Here is a 23585-nt window from a genome sequence, read left to right as displayed (position 1 = left end):
CTTGGACAACTTGTCGGCCTTGAGCTTGGCGACCGCGCACCTGGCATCCGCTGCCAGCGTGTTTTCCTGGCTGTAGATCTGCGTCGCCTCAAACTTGACGTCGGACGCTCCCTCGACCGTTCCCGAGCAGGTCGCCCTCGCGCCGTTGTACACGCCCAAGAGGTTGAGCTCGACCTTCCTCGGCCTTTTCCTACAGGTTCGCGCCACTCGAAGATCGGCTCCAGCTCATTCGCGCGCCGCTGGCTCTTCGCGTTTATGGCGCGCTGCCGTCCGAGCTGACGAACAATGCGGATAGGACTTCACCGGCATCTTCAGTGCACGCCTGTTCCCAAGCGCGGCCGTGCTTTATCAGACTGCAGCTGCTGAGCGCGTGCCGAGCTTATCAATCGTACATGTGGAGCGCCGGAAATCGACCGGGAGCTATTCCGACGCTACCTCACGGAAAAGGGAGCAACTTCGTCATCCCTGCTATCCGTCGGACGACAGGCCTGCCTATCTGAGGGACTAGCTCATTCCTTTACGGGCATCGCCGGCGAAGCTCGGCTCATGGACCAGCGTCGCCCTGAGCAATCAGGGTCTCAGTAGGCTTCCTGATGAATCAGCGCCAGCGCGGTCTTAAGGATGATCCTGATGTCGAGCCCAATGCTCCAGTTGCTGACGTACCAGATATCGTACTCGACCCGCTTTTCCATCAGATCGATAGTCGGGGTTTCGCCGCGGAAGCCGTTGACCTGGGCCCATCCGGTCAGGCCCGGCTTCATGTGGTGCCGGTACACGTAGTTGCTGATGAGCTCGTCGTAGTAGTTGTCGTGCGCGAGAGCATGCGGGCGCGGCCCGACCAACGACATCTCGCCGCGCAGAACGTTCCAGAGCTGCGGCAGCTCGTCGATGCTGGTCCGCCGCAGCACGCGGCCGACACGGGTGACCCGCGCGTCGCTCTTCGTCGCCTGCGTGACGACATGGCCGTTCTCCGCCACCGTCATGGAGCGGAACTTCCAGATCTCGAACTGCTTGCCGTTGAAGCCGCGCCGGGACTGCTTGAAGATCACCTTGCCCTTGGAATCGAGCTTGATCATGATCGCGGCCGTCACCAGCAGCGGCGCCAGCAGCAGCAGGGCGAACGAGGCAAGGCCGATATCGAGGCAGCGCTTCTGCGCCTGCTCGAACACGCTGAGCGGCGCGCGCTGGATTTCGATTGCGACCGTGCCGCTGACGGGCTGGAATGGACGCGAGACCAGATCGGCGATCGGGAAATCAGGCAGAAGACGAATCGGCTGCGGAACGACGCGCAGGTGCTGGCTCAGCTTCTGGAGAAGCGGCATCTCGTCCCAGTCGATGACCAGGAGATATTCTTCCACGTCCGCCGTCCGGCCCTGACGAATGATGTCGCGAATCTCGCGATCCCAGCCCGCGCCCTCTTCGGACGGCTCGAGCATGAAATGCCGCACGACGTTGAAGCCGTGCTTGCGAAGATCCTTGAAGCGGGTCGAAGTGAAATCGAGCGGCCTGAGGCTGAGCAGCACGACCTTGCGATCGACCAGACGGCCCTTGGCATAGCTCGAGGTCAGGGCCAGGCGCCACAACACGCGCAGCCCGCCCAAGGCAACGCCGCCGGTCGCAGCGAACAGCAGCGTGGTTCCGCGCGACAGATCCGCGGACGATTTGAGCAGAAACGCCTCGACCGCGAGGATGGTCAGCGAGATCAGCCAGACTGCCAGGGCCTTGCGCAGCTGCCAGACCGTGCTCAACAGGCGATGATGATCGTAGACGCCCTGGAAATAGGCGATCGTCACGAACACCGCGCCGACGACGAGACCGGCTCCGACGGACGAATCCTGCTCGACGACAAGCACGCGATACAAACCGCTCGCCACGAAATAGCTGAGCAGCACGGCGAGGAAGTCGCCGGCGATCAAGGCCACCTGGAGCGGCCTCTGGAGGACACCGCGTCGGTTCGATATAGCCGAATAATCGTTTTCCGAACCGTAAGTTGCTACAGCCATCCGAACCTCGCTGCCTCGCCACGCACCCGCAATGAATTGCGAGTAAATCGATCCGAATTTTTTTCGACGTGCGCCGAAGTATATCTTAACTAAACAAAGCGACATTGCGGCAGTGCACCGAAAAAATCAAATCGATTTTCACGCAACGCAGCATCGCAACGAGAGAATGCTCAAACTGCTGTCACACACGTGTCAATTATGCGGGCATCGCGCCGCGATTTCCATCAAATCGCGTCATTTTCGCGCAGATTGTCGCGCGCATTTGAACGGCTGTTCAACCATGCCGCTTAAGCCGTTATTAGCTCGCGGCCATTAACACTCGTGACCAATTCGAGGAGTTGTGTCGTGAGTACCGTCATCGTCTTCAGCCTGCTGATCGGATCGTTGCTGGGAGGCCGATTCCGAGTCTTCATCCTGCCGCTTGCCATCGTTCTCGGTGCAGCGATCCTCGGGGCGGGCGCTGTCTGGCAGGGACATGATTCGGCTCACACCGTTGTCATGATTCTCGTCTTTGCGGCGATGCTCCAGTTTGGCTATTTCTGCGGCGCGGCTCTGGTTCGCGTGCGAGCGTCAGCCCATCGCGGCAAGGCCGCGCCATCGTTCGACAGCCGGAGCTTCGGCTAGTCGGCCTGGAAGCGGCAGGGATCGGCGGTTCACAGAGCTCTGGATCGGCCTTCGGCAGCGGGCGGCAGGAAAAAAGCGGCTCGTGGCGCCTCGATTTCGTCGATAGCATATTGACATCCCGGGCGAAGCTCTCTGAAAGAGTTGGGCCCCATGCCCACGACAGCGCCCCGAAATTCGCCCCGGCCGAAGCTACCGAACGGCGTGCGCATCTATGCGCTCAGCGACATCCACGGCTGCGCGCACCTGCTCGAACAGATGTTTGCCGTCATCGATGCGGACATGGCGAACAGCCGGCCCTACCGCGCGATCGAGGTCTTCCTCGGCGACTACATCGATCGCGGACCGGACTCGCGCCACACCCTCGACCTCCTGATCAGGCGTAGCCGCCGCCGCAACACGGTCTTCCTCAAGGGCAATCACGAGGCCTACTTCACCTCGGTGCTGGAGCGCCACCGAATGGTTTCAGTTCGGCGGACTCCAGACCCTGATGTCGTATGGCGTGTCGGCCGCGCCTCGCCTCAAGGACGAACAGTCCGATCTCGTGCGTGAACTCACATCCGCGATGCCGCCGGAGCACATCGCGTTCCTGCGCCAGTTGCGGCCGACATTCACATGCGGCGATTTCTTCTTCGTCCATGCCGGGGTGCGCCCGGGCATTCCGCTCTCCGAACAGCGCGAATCCGACCTGTTGTGGATCAGGGACGAATTCCTCCAGAGCAAGAGGCGCTTCGGCAAATATGTCGTGCACGGCCACACGCCGGTGCGGCAGGCCGAGCTGCTGGAAAACCGCGCCAACATCGATACCGGCGCGTACGCCACCGGAAATCTGACGCTGCTGTCCATCCAGGGCAACAGCATGCTCGCGATCTAGCCCGCCAGCCTCGCGCTCCACACTCTAATTGGTGGAGCTTGCCGGAGGCCGGTATTCCGGAAAGCGGCTCAGCATCGCCGCCTTCAGGAACTTGAAATGAGCGATCGAGGCGCCGAGCTCCTTGAGCCGGCGCTGGCCGTTCAGGATCTCCTTGTCGAACAGATCCTGATGGTGATTGTCGAGCGCCTCGCGCTCGAGATATTCGTCATCGCCATTGCCGAAGGTCACGGCCGCACGCGCCAGCACGTCTTCGACCCGGCGGTTCAGGCCCGACTGTTCCCGCTCCGCCGCGTGCAGAGCCTCCTCGATCGCACTCATGATGGCTTCGACGCGCGTGCGATCGGTTTCGGCGTCGCGCTCGGGCGAGCGCGCACGGAACGTCTGCTCTCCCCCGAAACGATCTTTCAGGAAATTATGGGTGCGGGCCCGCAAGAAGAGCTGAAACATGCGTGCACTTTCCGGTTCGAGGCGCCAGACCAGAAAATGGGTCCGGGATGGTTAATAAAGCTTGAATCCTTCGCGCCGTTCGGTGCGGCTTTGCGCCATCCAGGCCCTCCAGGCGCCCTCGTGCTTCTCGTAGAGCTCGAGCCGGCGCCGCTCACCGGCATCCGGCCACACGTCACGGCCCTCGGACGCCACCTGCACCCGGCCCGGCGGCTGTCCACTGTCGAGCCGCTCGAACTCGAACGTCTCCTCGGGCGTCAGGCCAATCAGGACACGCCGGCCACCCGCATCGACGAAATAGCGCCGCGGCGCGGTGTCGGTCGAACTGGTGATGGCGTCTGCCCGCGTTCCCGTCATGATCCACTCCCCTGCCGCAATACAAGCCGGCGCCGTCACGCCGGTTGCAAATCTCAGAATACACGCCACGCTCTCGCCAACACGATGCGTCAATCTCGTCTACGAGTTGTGTCGAGATCATGATGAGCGCCGCTGATTTTCTTGTCACGCCCGAGATTTTTTGGGCAGCAGCGTGCTTGCGAAGTGGTCCGCCGCGCGCTCAGCTGAAGAACCAGAGGAACAATCGCACCAGCAACAGCGTGATGAAGTACACCCAGCCCGCCATCGCAATCAGTGCAACGCTGAAAAATGCGCCTTCGAATGCCCACTCTCTGATCTTCGTGAGGGGAAGTGCCGCTCGCGCTCTCTGAAGCATCTCGGTCTTCTGATTGTTTGATTTGTTCGTTGCCGTTCGCGCGAACATAGCCGAACGAATTCGACGATCTCGTGACGAGCCGTCTGAGCGAAGCGCAATGCTGCTTGTCGGGATCTGATTGCAGCATGCGTGTCGTCGCGATTGGATCGATTCTGGTTCGGCGCGATTGCGATCAACATCGCACGGTGATTCAATTGAAATTGATTTCGGGCCCCGCGCGAGGCGCGCCGCCGCGACGACGATTCTGCAATCGCGCGCAAGTCGTCGCGGCAGGATGATGTCTCCGGGTTTTGGCGCGGCGCCCGTCAGTCGTGGATGCGGCGCTGCGACGACTCGGCTCCGCACAGCGGGGCGCGGCCAGGCCGGCTTCGTGGCGGATCGGCCCGGCCACGATCGCCGCGACGCCGTGCTCCGCGACAACGTGGATCCCGGCAAGATCCGACGCGAGCCCGGCCACCGTCCCCCGCGAGGATTCGTGAGCGGGCTTGGCGAGGCCGTCCGCAGGTCCTGCGACAGCCGGACATGATGACAGAACATCCTCGATCGCGGCTGTCGGAGCGCGCGGATCAACCGCCGTTGACAAAAACACCGTGGTACTACGGACCGCCGTGCGCCGATTTCATCGCGGTAAGGTTGAGCGGTTAGCTTAATCCGCGTTGTTTGTTGCGAATGCCGAGGGATCGCATATCCATCTTCAGCACCGGGCTGCCCCAAGCCCGGCCCCACCCAAGCAAAGCCGTCGAGCGAACGTGGGTCCGCTTGGCGGCTTTGTCGTTGTGTCGACGAGAGGATGAATTCGGTTATGGCGCGCAGGCCCTGGTCGTTCAAGGAAGACCGCCGGCTGATGGAGTTGGCCAAGTCCTCGACTTCGCTGGAAGAGGCGGCGAAACTTCTCGGTCGCTCGCCCGATGCGATCAAGCGCATGGCCTTGCGTCTCGGCCTGACGCTGAAATCCAAGGGCACCAAGAAGGGCTAGCGTCCGTCGCGCCGGCCGCGCGCGACAGTTCACGAACGTGCGCGCCTGCCCCGTCGATTGGTGAGCGGAAAGCCGCCGATCGACGCAGCCCGAACACCTTCAGCACACTCGATCTCTCCGCGCCTCGATGTTAAGCTGTTCCGCGATGAAGATTGATCATCGACCAGCTTCGATATCCGCCCGATTGTTTGTTGGAGGAATGTATCATGTTGTCCCGCGCACTGGCCGTAGCTGTGCTTCTGGCTCTGCCCTCGATGGCGCCGGCGCAAGTCCCCGTGCGGTTCGGATTTCCGAATGGCGCACCATGGTGTGCCTTTGGCTTCGATTGCAGATTCCTGAATTACCGCGAATGCGCGGACTGGATCTATGATCCTGCGCGAAACTGCCTCAGGAATCCGTACTGTACGGCCACTACCCGACCGATGTCGACAAGGGCTGGTCCTACAATCGGCGCTGAACGACGCTTTCCAGCGAACGACTTCGCCATGCGGTCAGGCGTGCGGCTTCGTGCCTGACCCGGTTGGCCCGACTCGTCGATGACGAGAATTTGGGGAGGGACGATCGGCTGCCCCCTCCGCAAAGGCGGAACTCTCGACCGCGCCCCGCATTGGTCCCGAAAGGAATGCGGGAGGTGGAGTCATGGCAAGCTCTTTCCTGATCGTGCTGTCGATCTGGCTTGGCATCAACATCCTGTTCGTGGCCGTGAGATTGTGGGTCACGAGACCAGCGAGCCGGCGGATTGATGACGCCTCCAGCCAACTCACCGCCTGCATGAAGTCGCGACTGCATCGCCACGCTTGACGTCGTCAGGATGCGCAACCGCCGAAATGGGCCGTCGCAGCCGTTCGCTCGTGAACCTCGGTTCATGGCCTCGAAGGTTCATGAACCTTAACGATATTCTTGGCTTTCGAAAGCGACCAGCGGACCGAACGGTTGTGTTGGCGCCCATGCGCCGCAACCATCTCATCGCAGCCGCGGGAATCTGCCTCGCGCTCATCATCTATGCCACGCTCGCCAGGCTCGCGGGCAGGCCTGTGCTCGTGGCCCATGCGGAGGCCTACTGGGTCGTCGTCATCGAGCGCTTCAGCGCCTACGGCCTGTTGGGCTTCCTGCTGTCGTTCCTGCTGCCGGGGCGCCTCAAACTGGCTTGCGCGTTCGTGGTGGCCGTTGCCGTCGGCCTCGAGGTCTTGCAGGCGGTGACGCCGGATCGTGATCCGCGGCTCATCGATATGCTGCAAAAGGCCGCCGGCGGCACCATCGGCGTCCTTCTGGCGCAGACCATCCTGGCTTTCCTGCCGAGGCCGCCGTCCTAGCGCGGTCGACGGCCGAGGGCGCGGTGGACTTACACCACGCCGCGCCTGAGCCTCTCCTGCTCGGTCGCGAGAACTCCCGACATCTGCCGATGGGTTTCACGCAACGCCACGATCGCATCATCGAGACCGAATTCGGCTTCGCGAATGCTCTCGAAGAACCGGCCCATCAAGGCGAGGTTCAGCTTGACGCGGGTGTTTCCATCGCGGCTCTGGCGGCGGTCGAGCGACAGTTGCTGCGCCTGAAGCCGGGCTTCGGCAGCGCTACAGCCGTTGAGCGTCGCGAGTTCGTCATATGTCATCCAGATTTGAGGCATACCCCTGTCCGTCTCTTGTTATGGGTCCTAACCTAGATTTCACCTCTAAAGGCACGGTTGCCGCAATGCGGTGACGAAGGGTTTTCGCGACAACAGCGTCAGCTAAGACGCGGGAGCCTTTGCGGGACCCTTGGGCGACGCAAATGGATGGCGCGGCCGGGAGCGGCTGTCGGGACTCTTGGGCAATTTGTCGGCATTGAGCTTCACGACCGCGCATCGCGCGTCGGCCGCCGGCGCATCTTCCTGGCTGTAGATCAGCGTCGCCTCGAACTTGACGTCGGGCGCTTGCTTGGCCGTGCCCGAGCAGGTCGCGACCAAGCCACTGCACACACCCGCAAGATCGACCTCGACCTCGTCCGGCCCGAACACGCTCGGCGGACCATCCGCGTACCGGTTCACGATCAAGACGGCCGAGAAGTGCTTCTCATCGACACGATAAGAGCCGCCATAGGTGAAGAAGCTGTCGCTGCCCGAGATCCGGCCCTCAATCAGATCCACGACGCCGGTGCCCTGGCCGCGCGGGGTCCTGAACCAGGCAGCGTATTTGCCGTCTCTCAACATGCGACATTTCTCGACGTGAAATTTGACAGGTATTTGCGACGAACTCTGGGGCGCGACAATGACCAAACCATCGGCGCTTTCGGCAGGGTTAACACCCAGAAAACCCAATCCATCGAATTGCCGCCGGCGCGCGAGGCGACGCCGGCGCCGACATCAAAACAATTCTATGCCGTCATCGGCGGTCTCGACCGCCTCGACGCGCCGCGTGGCGGCGATCGACGCAAGCCCGAGCGTTTGCAGGAACTCCCGGTGGACGTCCCGCTCGCGCTCCATCGTGTAGCGCGCGAAGAGATCGTCGAGCATGGCCTCGTCCTGCGCAATTGGTTGCGGTCGCCGGGCGACCGCACTCGCAGTCTCAAGGCGCGCGGCAACCGCAGGCAAAGTCGCGGAGCTTTCGCCGAGCTTGTTCATCAGGCCTTGCGCCGAATTCATCAGGCCTTCGAATTCCGCGCCCTCGTCGACGAGCCGGCTCATCAGCTTGTCGAGCCGTTCGTTGCCGGCCTCGACCTCGCGCAGCGCCTGGAGGATCTGCGGCTCGAGGTTGGCAAGCTGCGTGGGATCGCCCTGCACGCGCAGCTCCTTTAGCGCCTTGGCCGAGTGCTCGATGCCGTCGAGCACGGGCCGGAGGCGCGCCGCCCCCGCCGAAACCTGGTCGGCAGTCGCCTTGAGCTCGTTGGCGATCACGACAAAGGCGCTGCCGCGGCTGCCGAGATGGCTTGCCTTGAGGCCGGCGTTCATCCCGATCAGGGTGATGTCGACGGTCGCATCGGCGAGCCCGGCGATCGCCTGGCGAAATTTCCCCAGCGTATCCTCGACAATGGCCAGTGCGTCATCGACCGAACGGCCGGCGCTCTCGCAGGTGGCGATCAGGGTCGAAGCATGCGCCAGTATCTGCTTGATGCGCGTCAGGAACGACGACGAGCCGCCCTCCTCGCCGCCGAACAGCGCGCGGCCGTTGCCGACGACGCTGCCCGCATCATGCAGGATAGCCGTCAGCGCGCGAACGATCTGACCGATGTCGCCGCCGAACTCGCGCTGGGCGTCCTTGAGCTGGGCCGCCTGCAACAGGCAGATGGCGCGTGCGCCGTCATCGCTCGTGACCGGTTCGGGAACGAGGCTTGGAGAAGGTCCTGACGCACGACCGAGACCGTGACAGACATGCTCGAGGCGCTGGCGCGTGCTGTCGCCGGCCTGCAAGGAGATGATCGCGCTGCCGACTGCCTCGGCGATCTTCCTGGTACTGGCGCTGGCGAGGTCGGCGACATGGCTGCTCTTGCTGCGCTGGTCGCGCAATCCGCCATAGGCCTCGCCGAGCTCGGCGCTCTCCGAGACCAGCTGGTTCCCGTAACGGCTCTCGAACTCCTTCTGCCGGACGGAGGCGGTGGCAACGGCTTCCGACAGGCGTTGCTGGTCCCGTGCGCAGCCCTCGATCGAGCGCTGCACGGCCTTGCCGAGATCGTAGGCTTCCTGCGTGAAGGCGAGAAAGCCCTCACGGTCGCCATCGAGCGAGGCCGCCTCGATCCGCGCGCTGCGCGCGATAATGGTGATCATCCCGATGTGCTTGAACAGCGGCTTGAGCAGCGAGGACGCCTCCGCCGTACTCGTGCCAATCGTCGCAAGCAGGGCGCTCTCGGCTGGCAGGGTTTGCGCCAGCTCGCTGAGCCGCGCCGCGATCTCCTGCAACGCGGTCGCAGCGCCCTCGATCTCGGCGCCGGAGAGCTCCTCGGAGAGCGTCGCGAGGCCCTGGTTCAGCTCCTTGAAGATGAGGTGGCCGCGACCGAGCTCCCGACCGACGCGCGCGAAGACGTCCTCGATGCGCGACGAGACGTCCTCGATCGCCGCAGTCGCTTCAGTGAGCGTGGTGGCCGGAATGGTGGGCATAGCAATCAACCTGCCACCGCAACGTGTCCGGCCTGGTACCAGAGCATGATCTCGCGCGAAATATGGTGCAGCGGCACGACCTTCTCGACCCCGCCATGGGCGATGGCCTCCTTGGGCATGCCGAACACCACACAGCTATCCTCGTCCTGCGCCCGCGTCGAGGCACCGAGCTTGCGCATCTCCAGCATGCCGCGCGCGCCGTCGTCGCCCATGCCGGTCATGATGACGCCGAGCGCGTTGGCGCCGGCGTGCTGGGCCGCCGATCGGAACAGCACGTCGACGGACGGGCGATGCCGCGACACCGGCGGGCCGTCCTTGATCGCGATCTGGTAGCGTAGGCCGATACGCTGGAGCAGCATGTGACGGGCGCCCGGGGCAATATAGGCCCCGCCCGGCAGCACCGGCTCGCCGTCCTCGGCCTCCTTGACCCGGATCTGGCAGACGCTGTCGAGACGTCTGGCAAATGCCGCAGTGAACCCCGCCGGCATGTGCTGGACGATGACGATGGGAGGGCAGTGCGGCAGCAGCATCTCGAGGACGTCGTTGAGCGCTTCGGTGCCGCCCGTCGATGCGCCGATACACACGATGCGCTCGGTCGTCGGCCGGACCCTGCCCTGCACCGGTGGCGGGATGATGGCGTCGGCCGTCAGCTTCTTCTCGATCCCCCGGCGCTCCGCGCGCGGGCGCACGCGGGCGCGCGCCGCCGACTTCACGGCCTCGCGCAGCCGCGTGGAGCATTCGAGCAGCGCCTGCCGCGTGTCGATCTTCGGCTTCGGCACGATGTCGACCGCGCCCGCCTCGAACGCCTCGAACATCACGTCAGAGCCTTCTTCGGTCAGCGAGGAGCAGATGATCACCGGGATCGGACGTTGCGCCATGATCTTGCGCAGGAACGTCATGCCGTCCATGCGCGGCATCTCGATGTCGAGGATCATGACGTCGGGGATCTCGTTCTGGAGGCGGCGCGCAGCCGCGAACGGATCGGACGCGGTCCCCATCACCTCAATGTCCGGATCGTCATTGAGGATCGTCTGAAGGATTTGGCGCACCGACGCCGAATCGTCCACGATCAGCACGCGAACTTTCTCCCTCGGCATTCTGGTTGCGCTCCGGCTAGACCTTGAAAATGGTTGGCTGAACTTGCTTCAAACCCGGCACGGCACTGTGAATCATCGATTCCGAATGCCCGACCAGCAGATAGCCGCCGGGCCGCAGATGGCTGCACAATTGCTCGATCACCTTGCGCTGCGTCTCGCGCTCGAAATAGATCAGGACGTTGCGGCAGAAGATGATGTCGACGTCGCGATCGACGGGATAGGACGCATCCATGAGGTTCATCCGCATGAAATGCGTCATGCGCCGCAATTCCGGCACCACCCGCACCTCGCCGCGCGACCTGTCCCGCGACGACAGGAAGTATCGCTTCACGAAGGGCTCCGGCACCGGCGCGAGAACGTCGCGGGTATAGATCGCAGCCTTGGCGAGGCGCAGCACTGCAGTCGAGATGTCGGTCCCGAGGATGCGGTACTGAAACCGCGAGCCGTTCCGCGTCATGTCGTCCAGCACCATCGCGGTCGTGTAGGCTTCCATGCCGGTGGAGCTCGCCGAGCTCCAGATCTTCAGGTTTGCATTCCTGCGTCCATGCAATTTGAGCAGGGCTGGAATCGCGACGTCCCGCATGAAGGTGAAGTGCTGGGGCTCGCGGAAGAAGTCGGTCTTGTTGGTCGTCACCACATCGATCAGATGGGTGAGCTCGGTGTCGAAATGCTCGGCCCCGAACAGGTTGTCGACATATTCGTTGAGGTCGGAGAAGTTCAGCGCGCGCACGCGCTTGTGCAGCCGCCCCTCCAGCATCAGCCGCTTGCCTTGCGGAAGCTTGATGCCGACTTTGCCCTCGATCAATTCGGCGATGGTCCGGAAGTCACGGTCCGACAGATGCACGGCCATGTCCTGCACGGCGGGCATCATGGTCGCCGGCCCCGGTCCGCGATGGCCGCCTGCACTGAATGTCGGGCCGTCCGGGCCATCTTGAATCCCACACTTTCACGCAATCACTGAAGACAGATCGGCCCCGGTGAGAGCCGATCTCTCAAAGCGCCTTAGCGCTGGAAATCGGCGTCCCGATCGTCCTCGCTGTCATTCATGTCGAAAGCGAAGCCACCGCCCGCAACCTTCAGGGCGCGCGCGGGCTTGCCCTGGAGCTTCCTCGCCGGACGCTCGACCGCCGCCATGGTGGCCGCCTTGGCCCGCAGCTGGTTCACCGCCCGGTCGATCGGCGCAGCCGCATTGCCCTTTGCGCCATGCTCGATCCGGAAATAAGCGATGGTGGACTGGAGCTGCTCGGCCTGCGAGGCGAGTTCCTCTGAGGTCGAGGAAACCTGTTCGGAGGCGCTGGCATTCTGCTGGCCGACCTTGTCGAGCTGCTGGATCGCCTGGTTGATCTGGGCCGAACCGACGTCCTGCTCGCGGCAGGCCGCGGTGATCTCCTCGACCAGCTCGGCGGTCTTCTTGATATCAGGGACGAGCTTGGAGAGCATGTTGCCGGCTTCCTGCGCGACCTTGACGGTTTCGGTCGAGAGCGTGCCGATCTCGGCCGCCGCAGCCTGGCTGCGCTCGGCAAGCTTGCGCACTTCGGACGCGACGACGGCAAAACCCTTGCCGTGCTCGCCGGCGCGCGCGGCCTCGACCGCCGCGTTGAGCGCGAGCAGATCGGTCTGACGTGCGATCTCCTGCACGATCGTGATCTTCTCGGCGATGGTCTGCATCGCATTGACGGCACGTCCGACGGCTGCCCCGCTGGCCTCGGCGTCCTTGGCCGACTGCGCGGCGATCTTCTCGGTCTGGTTGGCGTTGTCGGCGTTCTGCTTCACGTTCGAGGCCATCTCCTCCATCGAGGAGGAGGCTTCCTCGGCGGACGAAGCCTGCTCGGTCGCGCCTTGCGAAAGCTGCTCGGCGCTCGCGGAGAGCTCCTGGCTGCCGGCGGAGACGTTCTGCGCCGCGGTGAGCGCCTCCGACACGATCTGCCGGAGCTTCTCCACCATGCGCTCCAGGGCAAGACCCAGCGTGTCCTTGTCCGACTGCGGCTTGGCCTCAACCATGAGATTGCCCTGCGCGATCTCGTTGGCGACCGCCGCGGTGGCATTCAGGTTCACGGTCATCGCATTCAGCGATTTGATGAGATCGCCGATCTCGTCATTGCTCGACGATTCGATCTTGTGGCTGAGATCGCCGATTGCAACGGCGTCGGCAAGGTCGACGGCCTGTGCCAGCGCCCGGCTGATGTTGAGCGCGATCCAGGTCGCGGCGACCGCTGCGATCAGCAGCGAGGCAATCACCAGGCTCATCAGCAGCATCTCGGCGCGCGAGCCGTCCTGTCTGGCCTGCTCGGCCTGCTCCGCCATGTTCTTCTTGACGTTGTTGATGTAGGCATTGGCCGCATCCAGCGCGTCGGCGACGAACTTGCGGCCGTCATGCATGGAACGGTCCAGGGCCTTCGGCTTGTCGGACTTCGCGAGCCTGACCGTCTCATCCTGATAGGCGTTCAGCTTGGCAAACGCCGTGGAGAAGTTCTCCATCAGTTTCTTGCCGCCTTCGCTGGCGGCGGCGTGGATCTCATCCTTGGACTTGACGAGTGCTTCGCGATTCTTGGCGAGGTCGGCTACAAACTGATCGTATTCCGCATCGCTCGCCGCGAGGATCGAGTTCTTTTCGGCGCGCACCAGAAACAGGATGCCTTCCTTGAGTTCCGCGGCCTTTTCCATGCGGCCCGCGCGACTGACCAGAGTCTCGGTGGTGCCGACCATGTCCGACAGCTTCACATAGCCGACCGCACCGGCGATCATGGAGAGCAGGATGACGACGCCGAAGGCGCTGGCAAGCTTGGCTTTGACGGTGAATCTCATGTCAATCTCGTTGGTTCGAATTGGGGGGCTTACGCTTGACAATGCTTACTTTTGCAAACTCAGGCGGCGCGGGGCGCATCGCGCCCTTCCGGGATCTCGTCATGCGCCATCAGCTTGGCGAGGTCGAAGATCACGACAAATTTCTCGCCCTTGCGGCCGATGCCGGCGGCATAGTCGGACTGCCATTTGCCGCCGACCTCGGGGATGGGCTCGATCGCCTGCTCGTCGATGTCGGTGACCTCGAACACGCAATCGGCGACGAAGCCGACGCCGACCAGACGGTCCTTCATCGGTACATCGAGGATGATGATGCGGGTCGCCTCGGTCGCCGCCACGCTCGGCAGGCCGAGCTTGGTCCGGAGGTCCACGATCGGATAGCCGCTGCCGCGCACGTCGATCATGCCGAGCAGGAAGTTCGGCGCATGCGGCAGCCGCGAGATCGGCCGCATGTCGAGAATTTCACGGACGTTGCGGATACTGATGCCGAACGTCTCGCCGGCGAGCCCGAGCGTCAGATATTGCGAGGTTGCGGCCATGCTGCAGTCCAGGGGTCCCGGGGTTTGCGAATGAGCACGATCCGGCACGAGGCCGGACCACTTGATCAGCGTTGGAATTCGGCGTCGCGGTCGTCTTCGCCGTCGTGCATGTCGAACGCGAAGCCGCCCCCGCCGGCGACCTTCATCGCACGTGCCGGCTTGCGGACAGGCGCGGGCTTCTTCGCGCCGCGATCCGCCGCAGCCATGTGCGCCGCCTTGGCGCGGAGCTGGGTCACGGCACGATCGATCGGCGCCGGCGCCGCGCTCCCGCTGCGGCCAGCATGCTCGATGCGGAAGAAGGAGATGGTGGACTGGAGCTGCTCGGCCTGCGAAGCGAGCTCCTCCGAGGTCGAGGACACCTGCTCGGAGGCGCTGGCGTTCTGCTGGCCGACCTTGTCGAGCTGCTGGATCGCCTGGTTGATCTGGGCTGAGCCGACGTCCTGTTCACGGCAGGCGGCGGTGATCTCCTGGACCAGCTCAGCAGTCTTCTTGATGTCTGGCACGAGCTTGGACAGCATGTCGCCGGCCTCCCGGGCAACCTTCACCGTCTCCGTGGACAGCGTGCCGATTTCGGCCGCGGCCGCCTGACTGCGCTCGGCGAGCTTGCGGACCTCGGAAGCGACCACCGCAAAGCCCTTGCCGTGTTCGCCGGCCCGCGCCGCCTCGACCGCGGCGTTGAGCGCCAGCAGATCGGTCTGCCGCGCGATTTCCTGCACAATGGTGATCTTCTCGGCGATGGTCTGCATCGCATTGACCGCACGACCGACGGCGGCGCCGCTGGATTCCGCATCTTTGGCGGACTGCGCGGCAATCTTCTCGGTCTGGTTGGCGTTGTCGGCGTTCTGCTTCACGTTCGAGGCCATTTCCTCCATCGAGGAGGAGGCTTCCTCGGCGGACGAGGCCTGCTCGGTCGCGCCCTGCGAGAGCTGCTCAGCGCTGGCGGAGAGCTCCTGGCTGCCGGCCGAGACGTTGCTTGCCGCGGTGAGAGCCTCCTCGACGACTTGCCGGAGCTTTTCGACCATCAGGTTCAGCGATTTGACGAGATCGCCGATCTCATCGTTGCTGGAGACGTTGATCGTCTGGCTGAGATCACCGGCGGCCACGGCACCGGCGAGGCCGACCGCACGGCCGAGACCGCGGGCAATGCTGATGGAAATCCAGATCGCGGCGATCATGCCGATGACGAGCGACGCCACCACGGCCGATATCAGCAGCACGTGAGCCCGGTTGCCGTCCTCGTGCGCCCGGGCCGCCTGATCGGCCATGTTCTTCTTGACGTTGCTGACATAGACGTTGGCGGCGTCCATCGCCTCGCGGACCGCCTTGCGAACCTCGATCGCGGAGCGTTCGACGGCTTTCGTCCTGTCTGTCCGGGCGATCTTGAGCGCGTCGTCCTGAACGGCATTCATCCGGGCGTAGGCGGCGCCGAAATTCTCGATCAGCTTCTTGCCTTCGGGGGAGGCCTGCGCGTGGATCTCATCCTTCAGCTTCAGAAGCGTCTCGCGCTGCTTGGCGATCTCGGCGACGAAGCCATCCGCTTCGCTATCGGGCGCAAGAAGGAGGTTCTTCTCGGCGCGGACCTGGAGCAGGATTCCCTTCTCGATTTCCGCCGCACGGTCCATTCGGCCGGCGCGCGACACGAGGCTGTCGGCGGTGTCGATCATCTCGCTCAGTTTCACATAAGCGAGGCCGCCCGCCGCCATCGAGAGCAACAGGACCACGCCGAACGCGCTGGCAAGCTTTGCCTTGACCGTAAATCTCATTTCCAGCCCCTAAACCTCAAGTCCCACCCCTGGGACCCATTTCAATTCAGAATGCGTTCCATGTTGGGAACGATGATGAACTCTTCACGCCACTTGGCGATGAAGCGAATGAACTCCGGCTTCCAGTGCATGCCGACGCGCGGCGTCTGCTGCACGTCGGTCTGCGAGATCTCCGTAACCTCGTAGACCTTGTCGGCGGTGACGCCGACCAGGACAGGCTCGCCGTCGAGCTCCAGCTCGATGACGACGATGCGCGTGTCGGCCGAGTTGTCGAGCTGCGGCATGCCGAAGCGGATGCGCAGGTCCGCAAGCGGGATGACGTTGCCGCGTACGTTGATCACGCTGGGAACGAACGCCCGCGCGCCGGCGACCTTGGTCACCGGCACGGGATCGATGATCTCGCGCACGAGGCCCGCGTCGAGCGCGAACTTCTCCTCGCCGAGGCCGATCATCACGACCTGCATCGCGCCCGTCTGATGCTCGCCGGCTAAAGTCTCGTTCATCACGCCGCCTCGCTGATGTGCTGCTTCTCGACCTTCGACTGCGCCAGCGCGACGAGCTGCGCGACGTCGAGGATCAGCGCCGCCGTGCCGTCACCCAGGATGGTCGCGCCCGAGAAGATCGTGACGTCCGAATGCAGCTTGGAGAGCGACTTGATCACGGTCTGGTGGTTGCCGATGATCTGGTCGGCGACGAGACCGACGCGGCTCTCGCCGGTCGAGATGATGATCGTCTTCTGGTGCCGGTCGGGCGAACCCGACGACGACATGATCTCGCGCAAGCGCAGGAACGGGACGAGGTTGCCGCGGACGTTGAGGAAATTGCGGCCGCGCGAGCGCTCGTCCTCGGCCGTCAGCTCGACGCATTCCTCCACCGCCGACAGCGGAATGATGTAGCGGCCTTCGCCGACACGGATCAGGAGGCCTTCGATGATCGCGAGCGTCAACGGCAGGCGCAGCGTCACGGTGGTGCCCTGGCCCGACCGGGTCGACAGGTCGATCGTGCCGCGCATGTTCTCGATGGTGCGCTTGACCACGTCCATGCCGACGCCGCGGCCGGACAGCGCCGAGATGGTCTGCGCGGTCGAGAAGCCCGGGTGGAACAGGAACTGGTGGATCTCGTGATCGGTCAGCACGGCGCCGGCCGCGATCAGCCCCTGCTCTTCCGCTTTTGCACGGATGCGCGCGGTGTTGAGGCCGCCGCCATTGTCCTTCACGGTGACGAGCACCTGCGCGCCGGAATGAACGGCGGCGAGCTCGATCCGGCCCTGTTCGGTCTTGCCGTTGGCGGCGCGCGTTGCGGTGTCCTCGATGCCGTGGTCAATGGCGTTGCGGATCAGGTGCACCAGCGGATCGGCCAGGCACTCGATCATGGTCTTGTCGAGTTCGGTGTCCTCGCCCGTGGTGACGAATTCGACCGGCTTCGACAGATCGCGCGACAGATCGTGGATCAGGCGGCGGAAGCGGCCGAACAGCGAGCCGATCGGCACCATGCGCGCGCCCATCGTGGTGTCGCGCAAGGAGGAGGCGAGGCGCTCGATCTCCTCGGCGATCATCTTGATCGAGAGATCGGAGCCGGACGATGCGAGCTGGGTCAGCCGTGCCTGGGCGATGACGAGTTCGCCGACCCGGTCCATCAGTTCGTCGAGACGTTCGGCCTGGACGCGGACGGTGGCGATGCCGCGATCGTCGCGCCTGGCCTCGGCCTTCGGCTCCGGCTTCGGTTCAGATTTGGGCTCCGCCTTTGCGGCGGGCTGCGCGGCAGCAGCCTCGGCCACCGGCGCAGGCATCTCGGCCACAGGCGCCGGCTCCTCGTCGAGGAGCTGGAATAGCGGCATCGGCGCGGGCGCCTCGACGTGCTCCAAGGGCGAGAGGGTCAGCTTCATCTCGTCCTGGACGAACATGAAGACGTCGTCGATCGCGTCCTTGTCGCAGACCGCGTGCAGCTTGACGTCCCACTTGAGATAGCAGTCTTCCGGCTCCATCTCGTCGAGGAACGGGATGCCGTCGGTAACAGGCACGACGAAGCAGGGGCCGAGCTTGCAGAGGTCTTCCAGCAGGTCGAGCGGGTTCGAGCCGTTGCGAAGGATGTGGGATTCGAATTCCAGATACAGGTGCCAGCCGGCCTGCTTGCTCTCGACCGGCGCCGCCGCCTCCGTGATCTCGGCAACCGGCGCGACAGGCTGATCGGACGAGACAAAGCGCTTGAGGTCGTCGAGGATGCCGTCGCCGATGACGTCGTCGGTCGACTGGGGATCCTCGATCAGCGCGCGGATATAGTCCTTGGCGGCGAGCGCGACCGAGATCAGTTCCTGCGTCGGCTTGATCTCGCCCTTGCGGACGCGATCGAACGCGGTCTCGAATTCGTGGGTGAAGGAGGCGACCTTGTCGAAGCCGAACATGGCGCCCGAGCCCTTGATCGTATGCAGGGCGCGGAAGGCGGAATCGACGAGTTCGCGGTCATCGGGACGCAGGCCGAGATCGAGCAGGGCTCCTTCAAGAACTTCGAAGAGCTCGCTGGCTTCCTGACGAAAGACCTCGGTCGGGTCCATTGCACTCATGCGCGCACCAGCTTGCCGACAACGGCGAGCAACTGCTCCGGCTTGAAGGGCTTGGTGATCCAGCCCGTGGCGCCGGCGCTCTTGGCCTCCTGCTTCACCGTGTCGTTGGATTCGGTGGTCAGGAAAACGATGGGCATGCCGACCGCGCTCGGCAGCTTGCGCAGCGCCCGGATCAGCTCCAGCCCGTTCATCACGGGCATATTGAGGTCGGTGATCACGAGGTCGAGCTTGCCGGCCTGGGCCTTGGCGAGCCCTTGCGCGCCGTCGCCGGCCTCGATCACGTTATGACCGGCCGGCTCGAGCACGACCTTGATCATTTGCCGAATGCTGGGGGAATCGTCGACGGTCAGAATCGTGGCCATTAGGTGCCATCTTTCTTTTGCGGGAAGTGCTGATCGATCATCGCGTCGCTGGCAAAGCCGGCGCGGCGAAGGGTGTTGCGCAGAGACTGGGAGAATGAGGTGAGCACCACCGGGCGGCCCTGGGCCTCGCCCGTCTTGGCGGTCGACAGCAGAAGCTGGATCGAAGTCACGTCGGCCTTGTCGACGCTCGAGCAGTCGATCTCGAGCCGCTCCTGGCGGCCGAACGCCTCGCGAATGAGATCATAGACATTGCGAATGGCCGCGATGCTGCAATCGGCGGGTAACCGCAACGACCACTTCGGCTCTGTCGGATTGAGCGCCATCGCTGTCCCCGCACTTGCAAAATTCCGATACACGTTTGACGCGAATCAAGTGAGCAAACCCCTAACGGGAGAGTCCGTACAACTACGGGTCACATTCCCAAAGACTTCGCGCAACTGCATGCAACCGCGCATAGCCTGCTCAAATCCCATGCGACGCGCGCATGTCCGCGGCGCCGTGCGCACGCACGGCGCATTTGCTTCGCGTTAAATTCGCCCGGGTTATGCAGTGGGTTCGTGCCCTTGCCAGCGAAGAAAGCCCCGGCCGCCGATGCTGACCCAAGCGCTTCTGGTTGACGACAGCCGCTCCGTCCTCAACTTCCTGAAACGTCACATCGAGGCCGAAGGTCTGGTCGAGGCCACCACCTTCCTCGATCCCGTGGCGGCGCTGGCCTGCGCACGCGAGCGCGTCTTCGACCTCGTGCTGGTCGACTACGAGATGCCGCACATGGACGGCATCAGCTTCATCCGCACGCTCCGCACCCTTCCCGGCTGCGCCGACATTCCGATCGCGATGATCACGTCGCGGCAGACCGATGACGTGAAGATGGAAGCGCTGCAGGCCGGTGCAACCGATTTCCTGCCGAAGCAGCCGCAGAGCGTCGAGATGACGGTGCGTCTGCGGAATTTGATTCAGCTTGGTGCAGCCGTACGCAAGCTCAACGATCGCGCCGCGCATCTGGCCAGCGAAGTCGCGGCCGCGACGCGCAAGCTCGGCGAGCGCGAGGAAGAGATCATCCTGCGGCTCGCGCTCGCGGTCGAATACCGCGACAACGACACCGGCGAGCACACCTTGCGGGTCGCCCGCTACAGCCGCATCATCGCCGAGCAGCTCGGCCTGCCGGCGCGGCTCTGCCGCGACATCTACCTCGCCGCGCCGCTGCACGACGTCGGCAAGGTCGCCATTCCCGACAATATCCTGCTCAAGCCCGGCCGGCTGACCGACGAGGAGATGGCGGTGATCCGTACCCACGCCAGGATCGGCGCGCATATCCTGGCGGACTCCGGCTGCGAGCTGATCCAGCTCGGTGCGCAAATTGCCGCAGGATCACGAGCGCTGGGATGGCGCGGGCTATCCGAACGGCCTCAAGACGGACGAGATCCCGGTTGCAGCACGCGTGGTCGCGGTCGCCGACGTCTTCGACGCGCTGACGACGCGGCGGCCATATAAAGAGCCGATGCCGCTCGAGGTGGCGCGCAACTACCTGGTCGAGAACCAGGGACGGCAGTTCGACCCGGCCTGCGTCGAGGCTTTTCTGTCGCGCTGGGACGAGGTCGTGGAGATCGCCGCCGGGCAGCAGGCGGCACCATTTCAGAAGGCGGAGGCAACGCTCACTCCTGGTATGGAGCGAGCCGTCGAGGGCGGTCCGGCCAAAGACCGGTCGCCGGAGGCCGTTTCGCTCGCCTGACATTGACCATCCTGGCAACAGCCTGCCGCGGCTCTGTTTTCTCCGGTCGCCGGTTTGAACCGGTTCCTGATAGAGTGCACGAATATCTAAGAGTGATTCTGGTCACACTTGCCTGGGCGCTCCGCTGCTAAACATCGGACCAGGACAGGGACCGGCAGAGCAGCGGTCGAATTGGATGAGAATACCCATGAGAAGCCTGATCGGCGCCGTTGTCGGCGCGCTCTATATTACGACCCCCGCCCTGGCGGAGACGCCGGCCGCGATCGTCGAGGACGTCCAGGGCAAGGTCGACGGCATCGCGTTCATGGACTATGTGGCGCCGGGCAAGATCATCAAGCTCGGCCCGAAGGCGAGCGTCACGCTCAGCTATCTCAAATCCTGCCTGCGCGAGACGATCAGCGAAGGCGTCGTGCTGGTCGGCGCCGAGCAGAGCACCGTGCAACTCGGCGAGGTCAAGCGGGACAAGGTGCCCTGCGACACCAACGCGGCGCAGCTGTCCGAGCGAGAGGCCAACCAGAGCGCCGCGACCACCTTCCGCACCGTGCGCTCGGACGCCAAGGGCGCGCCGGCCCCCAAGCTGCCGACGATCTACGGCGTCGCACCGCTGGTGCAGGCCAAGAGCGGCAGCACGCTGGTGATCGAGCGCACCGACGGCAAGGAACCCACGATCAGCGTGCCGCTCAGGAACGAAACCATGATCGGCGGCAAGTTCTATGATTTTGCCAAAGCCGGGAAGTCGCTCACCCCCGGCGGCAGCTATCTCGCCATTCTCGGCGCCAAGCGCTATGCCTTCCAGGTCGATGCCAGCGCCACGTCATCGCCGACGCCGATCGTCGGCCGCCTGCTGCGGCTCGAATAGGCGGCTTGCGACGGGGCGATGCGGCGGATCGGAAGGCGGGACATCGTTGCGGCGATCCTGATTGCGCTCCTCGCGGGCGCGGTCTTCACGTCTCCGCCGCTTCAGACGCTGCAAGGCCTGTCGCTCGACATCCTCACCGCGGTGCGCGGCATGCTGGACGGCAACCGCCGTGATCCCGCGACATCGCCGGTCGTCGTCGTGGCCATCGATGGTGAGACCTACGACACCCCGCCCTTCAAGGGATCGCCGACGCAGACCTGGACACGCGAGATCGGCCGGGTGCTCGGGAGCATCACCGAAGGCGGCGCCAAGGTCATCGGCTTCGACGTCATCTTCAAGAACTCAATCGAGCAGTCGGAGATTCCGTTCGGCGATACGTCGTTCGGCAGTCGCATAAGAGGATTTGACCGGGACTACCTCATCGCGCTCCGGCAGCTCTCCGACAGCGGCAAGCTGGTGCTCGGCGAAATCCTGAGCAATGACCATCCGGAAGTGCCCTATCGTGCGCAGCAAGTGGCAGTGCGCAACACCGTCCGCGCGCTCAATGTCCACACCGACCACGACGACGTGATCCGACGAATGCCGTTGAGCTTTGCCATCGAGGGCAGGCCGATCCCCGCGATGGCGGTGGAGCTCGCTGCGCGTGCGCTTGGCGGAAAGCCTGAAATTGCGCCGTCCGGCGCGACCGAGCTGTCCGGCTATGCGATCCCGAGCGCGATTCCGAATACAATGACGCTCAACTTTCGAGGGCTGGGACGCGACGTCCCGACCTTCTCCTTCGCCGACCTGCGCGCCTGCGTCGAGAAGGGCGATCGCGATTTCTTCCGCCGCGCCTTCGACGGCAAGGTCGTTCTGCTCGGCACCGTCCTCAATTTCGAGGACCGCAAGCTTACCTCGATGCGCCTGTCCCGCGGATATGACGGCTCGCCCGCGTCCCGCTGCGCCCTGCCCGCCCCGGCGGGCGCCGCGCAGAAGGCCCGCAGCGACATCGCCGGCGTCTTCGTGCATGCCACCGCGGTCCGAAACCTGATCGAGCGCGATGCGGTGACCGAGCTCGGCTTTCCGGCGCGGAGCATTCTCACGATCGCGTTCGCGCTCGTCATCGCTTGCGCCGCCTGCATGCTTGCGCCGAGCGGCGCACTGATTGCATGGCTCGGCCTCACCGCCGTTTACGCCGCAATGGCCGTCGGTGCCTTCGTTCACGCACTGGCACTGCCGCTGACCGAGCCCGCGCTCGCAAGCCTTGCCGCGCTCGCGATGATGATCGGCTACCGTTTCGTGCTGGCCGATCGCGACGAGCGCTTCCTGCGCAGGAGCTTTGCCTTCTATCTCGCCCCTGAAGTGATCAACACCATGGTTGCCTCCGGCAACATGCCGGCGCTCGGTGGCGAGATGCGCAACGTCACCATGTTCTTCTCCGACCTCAGCGGGTTCTCCTCGATCGCAGAGACGATGACGCCGGGCGAGCTGGTCACGCTGATGAACGAATATCTCTCCGCCATGACCGACATCATCGAAGGCCATGGCGGCTATGTCGACAAATATATCGGCGATTCCATCGTCGCCATGTTCGGCGCGCCCGCCGACGATCCCGCCCACGCGCGCAACGCCGTCCGCGCGGCGCTGAAGTGCCACGAAAAACTGGCGGACCTCAACGCCAACAACGCCGTCTTCGCCGGTCACGGCCTGTCGCACCGCATCGGGCTCAACAGCGGCGAAGCCGTGGTCGGCAATATCGGCTCCCGCCGCCGCTTCAACTACACCGTGATGAGCGACACCGTGAACGTCGCCTCGCGGCTCGAGGGTGCGAACAAATATTACGGCACCGCGATCATGGCCTCGGAGGCGACAGTGGCGCAGACAGCTGACGCCTTCACCTGGCGCGAGCTCGATGCGATCAGGGTGCTGGGCCGTGGCGAGGCGATCAAGGTGTTCGAGCCGCTGGCGGAGAAAGGCGCGGAGAGCGGCGAGCAGACGAAGGTCACCGCGGCTTATGCGGAAGGGCTGGCGTGCTGGCGGGCAAGGGAGTTTGCGAAGGCGGCCGATACGTTCGACGGGGTGGCGAAGGTCGATCCGCCATCATCCATGTTTGCAAAGCGCGCGAGAGCGCTCGTCACAAATCCACCGCCGCCGGAGTGGACGCCGGTCAACACGCTCGAAGGGAAGTAGTGGCCG

22 protein-coding genes and 2 pseudogenes are annotated in these 23585 nt (G+C 64.2%); 8 read left to right on the top strand and 16 right to left on the bottom strand.

Annotated features, from left to right (window positions below):
* Nucleotides 1–578: 578 nt before the first annotated feature.
* Nucleotides 579–2003 (bottom strand): undecaprenyl-phosphate glucose phosphotransferase, encoded by a 1425-nt coding sequence (locus XI08_RS01985; protein WP_271573141.1) that lies wholly within the window; start codon nt 2001–2003, stop codon nt 579–581.
* Nucleotides 2004–2348: 345 nt separating this feature from the next.
* On the opposite strand from XI08_RS01985, the gene XI08_RS01980 reads away from it, so the two are divergent.
* Both XI08_RS01980 and XI08_RS01975 read left to right on the top strand, forming a co-directional pair.
* The gene (locus XI08_RS01980; protein ID WP_271573140.1) at nt 2349–2627 is read left to right on the top strand and encodes a hypothetical protein; all 279 of its coding nucleotides are present in this window, start codon (nt 2349–2351) and stop codon (nt 2625–2627) included.
* A 150-nt stretch (nt 2628–2777) separates the two neighbouring features.
* Nucleotides 2778–3498, top strand: a pseudogene (locus XI08_RS01975) (metallophosphoesterase family protein).
* Between the two features lie 24 nt (nt 3499–3522).
* On the opposite strand, the gene XI08_RS01970 reads toward XI08_RS01975, so the two are convergent.
* The 3 genes from XI08_RS01970 to XI08_RS01960 all read right to left on the bottom strand — a co-directional run bounded on the left by XI08_RS01970 (nt 3523) and on the right by XI08_RS01960 (nt 4654).
* Complete coding sequence (locus XI08_RS01970; RefSeq protein WP_271573139.1) at nt 3523–3945, bottom strand: hypothetical protein; 423 nt, start codon at nt 3943–3945, stop codon at nt 3523–3525.
* 51 nt (nt 3946–3996) lie between these two features.
* Nucleotides 3997–4299, bottom strand: a complete 303-nt coding sequence (locus XI08_RS01965; protein ID WP_271573138.1) for a hypothetical protein — start codon at nt 4297–4299, stop codon at nt 3997–3999.
* A 199-nt stretch (nt 4300–4498) separates the two neighbouring features.
* Nucleotides 4499–4654 (bottom strand): hypothetical protein, encoded by a 156-nt coding sequence (locus tag XI08_RS01960; protein WP_271573137.1) that lies wholly within the window; start codon nt 4652–4654, stop codon nt 4499–4501.
* Between the two features lie 790 nt (nt 4655–5444).
* Between XI08_RS01960 and XI08_RS01955 the strand changes: the two genes are divergently transcribed.
* From XI08_RS01955 to XI08_RS01945, 3 genes are all read left to right on the top strand, one after another.
* Nucleotides 5445–5630 (top strand): hypothetical protein, encoded by a 186-nt coding sequence (locus XI08_RS01955; protein WP_135177793.1) that lies wholly within the window; start codon nt 5445–5447, stop codon nt 5628–5630.
* 639 nt (nt 5631–6269) lie between these two features.
* A complete protein-coding gene (locus XI08_RS01950; RefSeq protein WP_271573136.1) occupies nt 6270–6431 on the top strand; it encodes a hypothetical protein in 162 nt (53 codons plus the stop codon).
* A gap of 146 nt (nt 6432–6577) precedes the next feature.
* Nucleotides 6578–6943 (top strand): VanZ family protein, encoded by a 366-nt coding sequence (locus XI08_RS01945; RefSeq protein ID WP_271573213.1) that lies wholly within the window; start codon nt 6578–6580, stop codon nt 6941–6943.
* A gap of 29 nt (nt 6944–6972) precedes the next feature.
* Here XI08_RS01945 and XI08_RS01940 read toward each other — a convergent pair whose 3' ends face one another.
* The 12 genes from XI08_RS01940 to XI08_RS01885 form a co-directional block, all read right to left on the bottom strand.
* Nucleotides 6973–7257: a hypothetical protein gene (locus XI08_RS01940; RefSeq protein ID WP_271573135.1), complete on the bottom strand. Its 285-nt coding sequence runs from the start codon at nt 7255–7257 to the stop codon at nt 6973–6975.
* A gap of 102 nt (nt 7258–7359) precedes the next feature.
* A complete protein-coding gene (locus XI08_RS01935) occupies nt 7360–7818 on the bottom strand; it encodes a hypothetical protein (RefSeq protein WP_271573134.1) in 459 nt (152 codons plus the stop codon).
* A 153-nt stretch (nt 7819–7971) separates the two neighbouring features.
* Nucleotides 7972–9699 carry a chemotaxis protein gene (locus XI08_RS01930; protein WP_271573133.1) on the bottom strand — a complete coding sequence of 576 codons (1728 nt, stop codon included), beginning with the start codon at nt 9697–9699 and terminating at the stop codon, nt 7972–7974.
* A gap of 5 nt (nt 9700–9704) precedes the next feature.
* Nucleotides 9705–10796, bottom strand: a complete 1092-nt coding sequence (locus XI08_RS01925) for a protein-glutamate methylesterase/protein-glutamine glutaminase (protein ID WP_271573132.1) — start codon at nt 10794–10796, stop codon at nt 9705–9707.
* A gap of 16 nt (nt 10797–10812) precedes the next feature.
* Nucleotides 10813–11667 (bottom strand): CheR family methyltransferase, encoded by an 855-nt coding sequence (locus tag XI08_RS01920; RefSeq protein ID WP_271573131.1) that lies wholly within the window; start codon nt 11665–11667, stop codon nt 10813–10815.
* Nucleotides 11668–11798: 131 nt separating this feature from the next.
* Nucleotides 11799–13601, bottom strand: a complete 1803-nt coding sequence (locus XI08_RS01915; protein WP_271573130.1) for a methyl-accepting chemotaxis protein — start codon at nt 13599–13601, stop codon at nt 11799–11801.
* Between the two features lie 59 nt (nt 13602–13660).
* Nucleotides 13661–14137: a chemotaxis protein CheW gene (locus XI08_RS01910; protein ID WP_027549415.1), complete on the bottom strand. Its 477-nt coding sequence runs from the start codon at nt 14135–14137 to the stop codon at nt 13661–13663.
* A gap of 65 nt (nt 14138–14202) precedes the next feature.
* The gene (locus XI08_RS01905) at nt 14203–15900 is read right to left on the bottom strand and encodes a methyl-accepting chemotaxis protein (protein ID WP_271573129.1); all 1698 of its coding nucleotides are present in this window, start codon (nt 15898–15900) and stop codon (nt 14203–14205) included.
* 41 nt (nt 15901–15941) lie between these two features.
* A complete protein-coding gene (locus XI08_RS01900; RefSeq protein ID WP_271573128.1) occupies nt 15942–16403 on the bottom strand; it encodes a chemotaxis protein CheW in 462 nt (153 codons plus the stop codon).
* On the bottom strand, nt 16403–18460 hold the full coding sequence (locus tag XI08_RS01895; protein WP_271573127.1) for a chemotaxis protein CheA: 2058 nt from the start codon (nt 18458–18460) through the stop codon (nt 16403–16405). Before XI08_RS01895 ends, XI08_RS01900 begins: the two co-directional genes overlap by 1 nt.
* Nucleotides 18457–18822 (bottom strand): response regulator, encoded by a 366-nt coding sequence (locus XI08_RS01890; RefSeq protein ID WP_008142319.1) that lies wholly within the window; start codon nt 18820–18822, stop codon nt 18457–18459. Before XI08_RS01890 ends, XI08_RS01895 begins: the two co-directional genes overlap by 4 nt.
* Nucleotides 18822–19145 carry an STAS domain-containing protein gene (locus tag XI08_RS01885; protein WP_271573126.1) on the bottom strand — a complete coding sequence of 108 codons (324 nt, stop codon included), beginning with the start codon at nt 19143–19145 and terminating at the stop codon, nt 18822–18824. The genes XI08_RS01890 and XI08_RS01885 overlap by 1 nt, the downstream gene beginning before the upstream one ends.
* 268 nt (nt 19146–19413) lie before the next feature.
* On the opposite strand from XI08_RS01885, the pseudogene XI08_RS01880 reads away from it, so the two are divergent.
* From XI08_RS01880 to XI08_RS01870, 3 genes and pseudogenes are all read left to right on the top strand, one after another.
* Nucleotides 19414–20551 (top strand): annotated as a pseudogene (locus XI08_RS01880) (HD domain-containing phosphohydrolase).
* Nucleotides 20552–20738: 187 nt separating this feature from the next.
* Entirely contained in the window at nt 20739–21410 is a 672-nt protein-coding gene (locus XI08_RS01875) for a hypothetical protein (RefSeq protein ID WP_049824050.1), read from the top strand.
* Between the two features lie 18 nt (nt 21411–21428).
* The gene (locus XI08_RS01870) at nt 21429–23579 is read left to right on the top strand and encodes an adenylate/guanylate cyclase domain-containing protein (RefSeq protein WP_271573125.1); all 2151 of its coding nucleotides are present in this window, start codon (nt 21429–21431) and stop codon (nt 23577–23579) included.
* Nucleotides 23580–23585: the final 6 nt, after the last annotated feature.

Origin of the sequence: Bradyrhizobium sp. CCBAU 11361 (assembly GCF_028128935.1) — a bacterium.
Taxonomy (GTDB): domain Bacteria; phylum Pseudomonadota; class Alphaproteobacteria; order Rhizobiales; family Xanthobacteraceae; genus Bradyrhizobium; species Bradyrhizobium niftali.
Note: the sequence above shows the minus strand (reverse complement) of the source record. Positions and strands in the feature narration are given on the sequence as shown.

Excerpts from the sequence above, each read along its gene's own strand:
- XI08_RS01985 (WP_271573141.1), bottom strand. The coding sequence starts at position 2,003 with ATGGCTGTAGCAACTTACGGTTCGGAAAACGATTATTCGGCTATATCG.
- XI08_RS01970 (WP_271573139.1), bottom strand. The coding sequence starts at position 3,945 with ATGTTTCAGCTCTTCTTGCGGGCCCGCACCCATAATTTCCTGAAAGAT.
- XI08_RS01965 (WP_271573138.1), bottom strand. The coding sequence starts at position 4,299 with ATGACGGGAACGCGGGCAGACGCCATCACCAGTTCGACCGACACCGCG.
- XI08_RS01960 (WP_271573137.1), bottom strand. The coding sequence starts at position 4,654 with ATGCTTCAGAGAGCGCGAGCGGCACTTCCCCTCACGAAGATCAGAGAG.
- XI08_RS01955 (WP_135177793.1), top strand. The coding sequence starts at position 5,445 with ATGAATTCGGTTATGGCGCGCAGGCCCTGGTCGTTCAAGGAAGACCGC.
- XI08_RS01950 (WP_271573136.1), top strand. The coding sequence starts at position 6,270 with ATGGCAAGCTCTTTCCTGATCGTGCTGTCGATCTGGCTTGGCATCAAC.
- XI08_RS01945 (WP_271573213.1), top strand. The coding sequence starts at position 6,578 with ATGCGCCGCAACCATCTCATCGCAGCCGCGGGAATCTGCCTCGCGCTC.
- XI08_RS01940 (WP_271573135.1), bottom strand. The coding sequence starts at position 7,257 with ATGCCTCAAATCTGGATGACATATGACGAACTCGCGACGCTCAACGGC.
- XI08_RS01935 (WP_271573134.1), bottom strand. The coding sequence starts at position 7,818 with ATGTTGAGAGACGGCAAATACGCTGCCTGGTTCAGGACCCCGCGCGGC.
- XI08_RS01930 (WP_271573133.1), bottom strand. The coding sequence starts at position 9,699 with ATGCCCACCATTCCGGCCACCACGCTCACTGAAGCGACTGCGGCGATC.
- XI08_RS01925 (WP_271573132.1), bottom strand. The coding sequence starts at position 10,796 with ATGCCGAGGGAGAAAGTTCGCGTGCTGATCGTGGACGATTCGGCGTCG.
- XI08_RS01920 (WP_271573131.1), bottom strand. The coding sequence starts at position 11,667 with ATGATGCCCGCCGTGCAGGACATGGCCGTGCATCTGTCGGACCGTGAC.
- XI08_RS01915 (WP_271573130.1), bottom strand. The coding sequence starts at position 13,601 with ATGAGATTCACCGTCAAAGCCAAGCTTGCCAGCGCCTTCGGCGTCGTC.
- XI08_RS01910 (WP_027549415.1), bottom strand. The coding sequence starts at position 14,137 with ATGGCCGCAACCTCGCAATATCTGACGCTCGGGCTCGCCGGCGAGACG.
- XI08_RS01905 (WP_271573129.1), bottom strand. The coding sequence starts at position 15,900 with ATGAGATTTACGGTCAAGGCAAAGCTTGCCAGCGCGTTCGGCGTGGTC.
- XI08_RS01900 (WP_271573128.1), bottom strand. The coding sequence starts at position 16,403 with ATGAACGAGACTTTAGCCGGCGAGCATCAGACGGGCGCGATGCAGGTC.
- XI08_RS01895 (WP_271573127.1), bottom strand. The coding sequence starts at position 18,460 with ATGAGTGCAATGGACCCGACCGAGGTCTTTCGTCAGGAAGCCAGCGAG.
- XI08_RS01890 (WP_008142319.1), bottom strand. The coding sequence starts at position 18,822 with ATGGCCACGATTCTGACCGTCGACGATTCCCCCAGCATTCGGCAAATG.
- XI08_RS01885 (WP_271573126.1), bottom strand. The coding sequence starts at position 19,145 with ATGGCGCTCAATCCGACAGAGCCGAAGTGGTCGTTGCGGTTACCCGCC.
- XI08_RS01875 (WP_049824050.1), top strand. The coding sequence starts at position 20,739 with ATGAGAAGCCTGATCGGCGCCGTTGTCGGCGCGCTCTATATTACGACC.
- XI08_RS01870 (WP_271573125.1), top strand. The coding sequence starts at position 21,429 with ATGCGGCGGATCGGAAGGCGGGACATCGTTGCGGCGATCCTGATTGCG.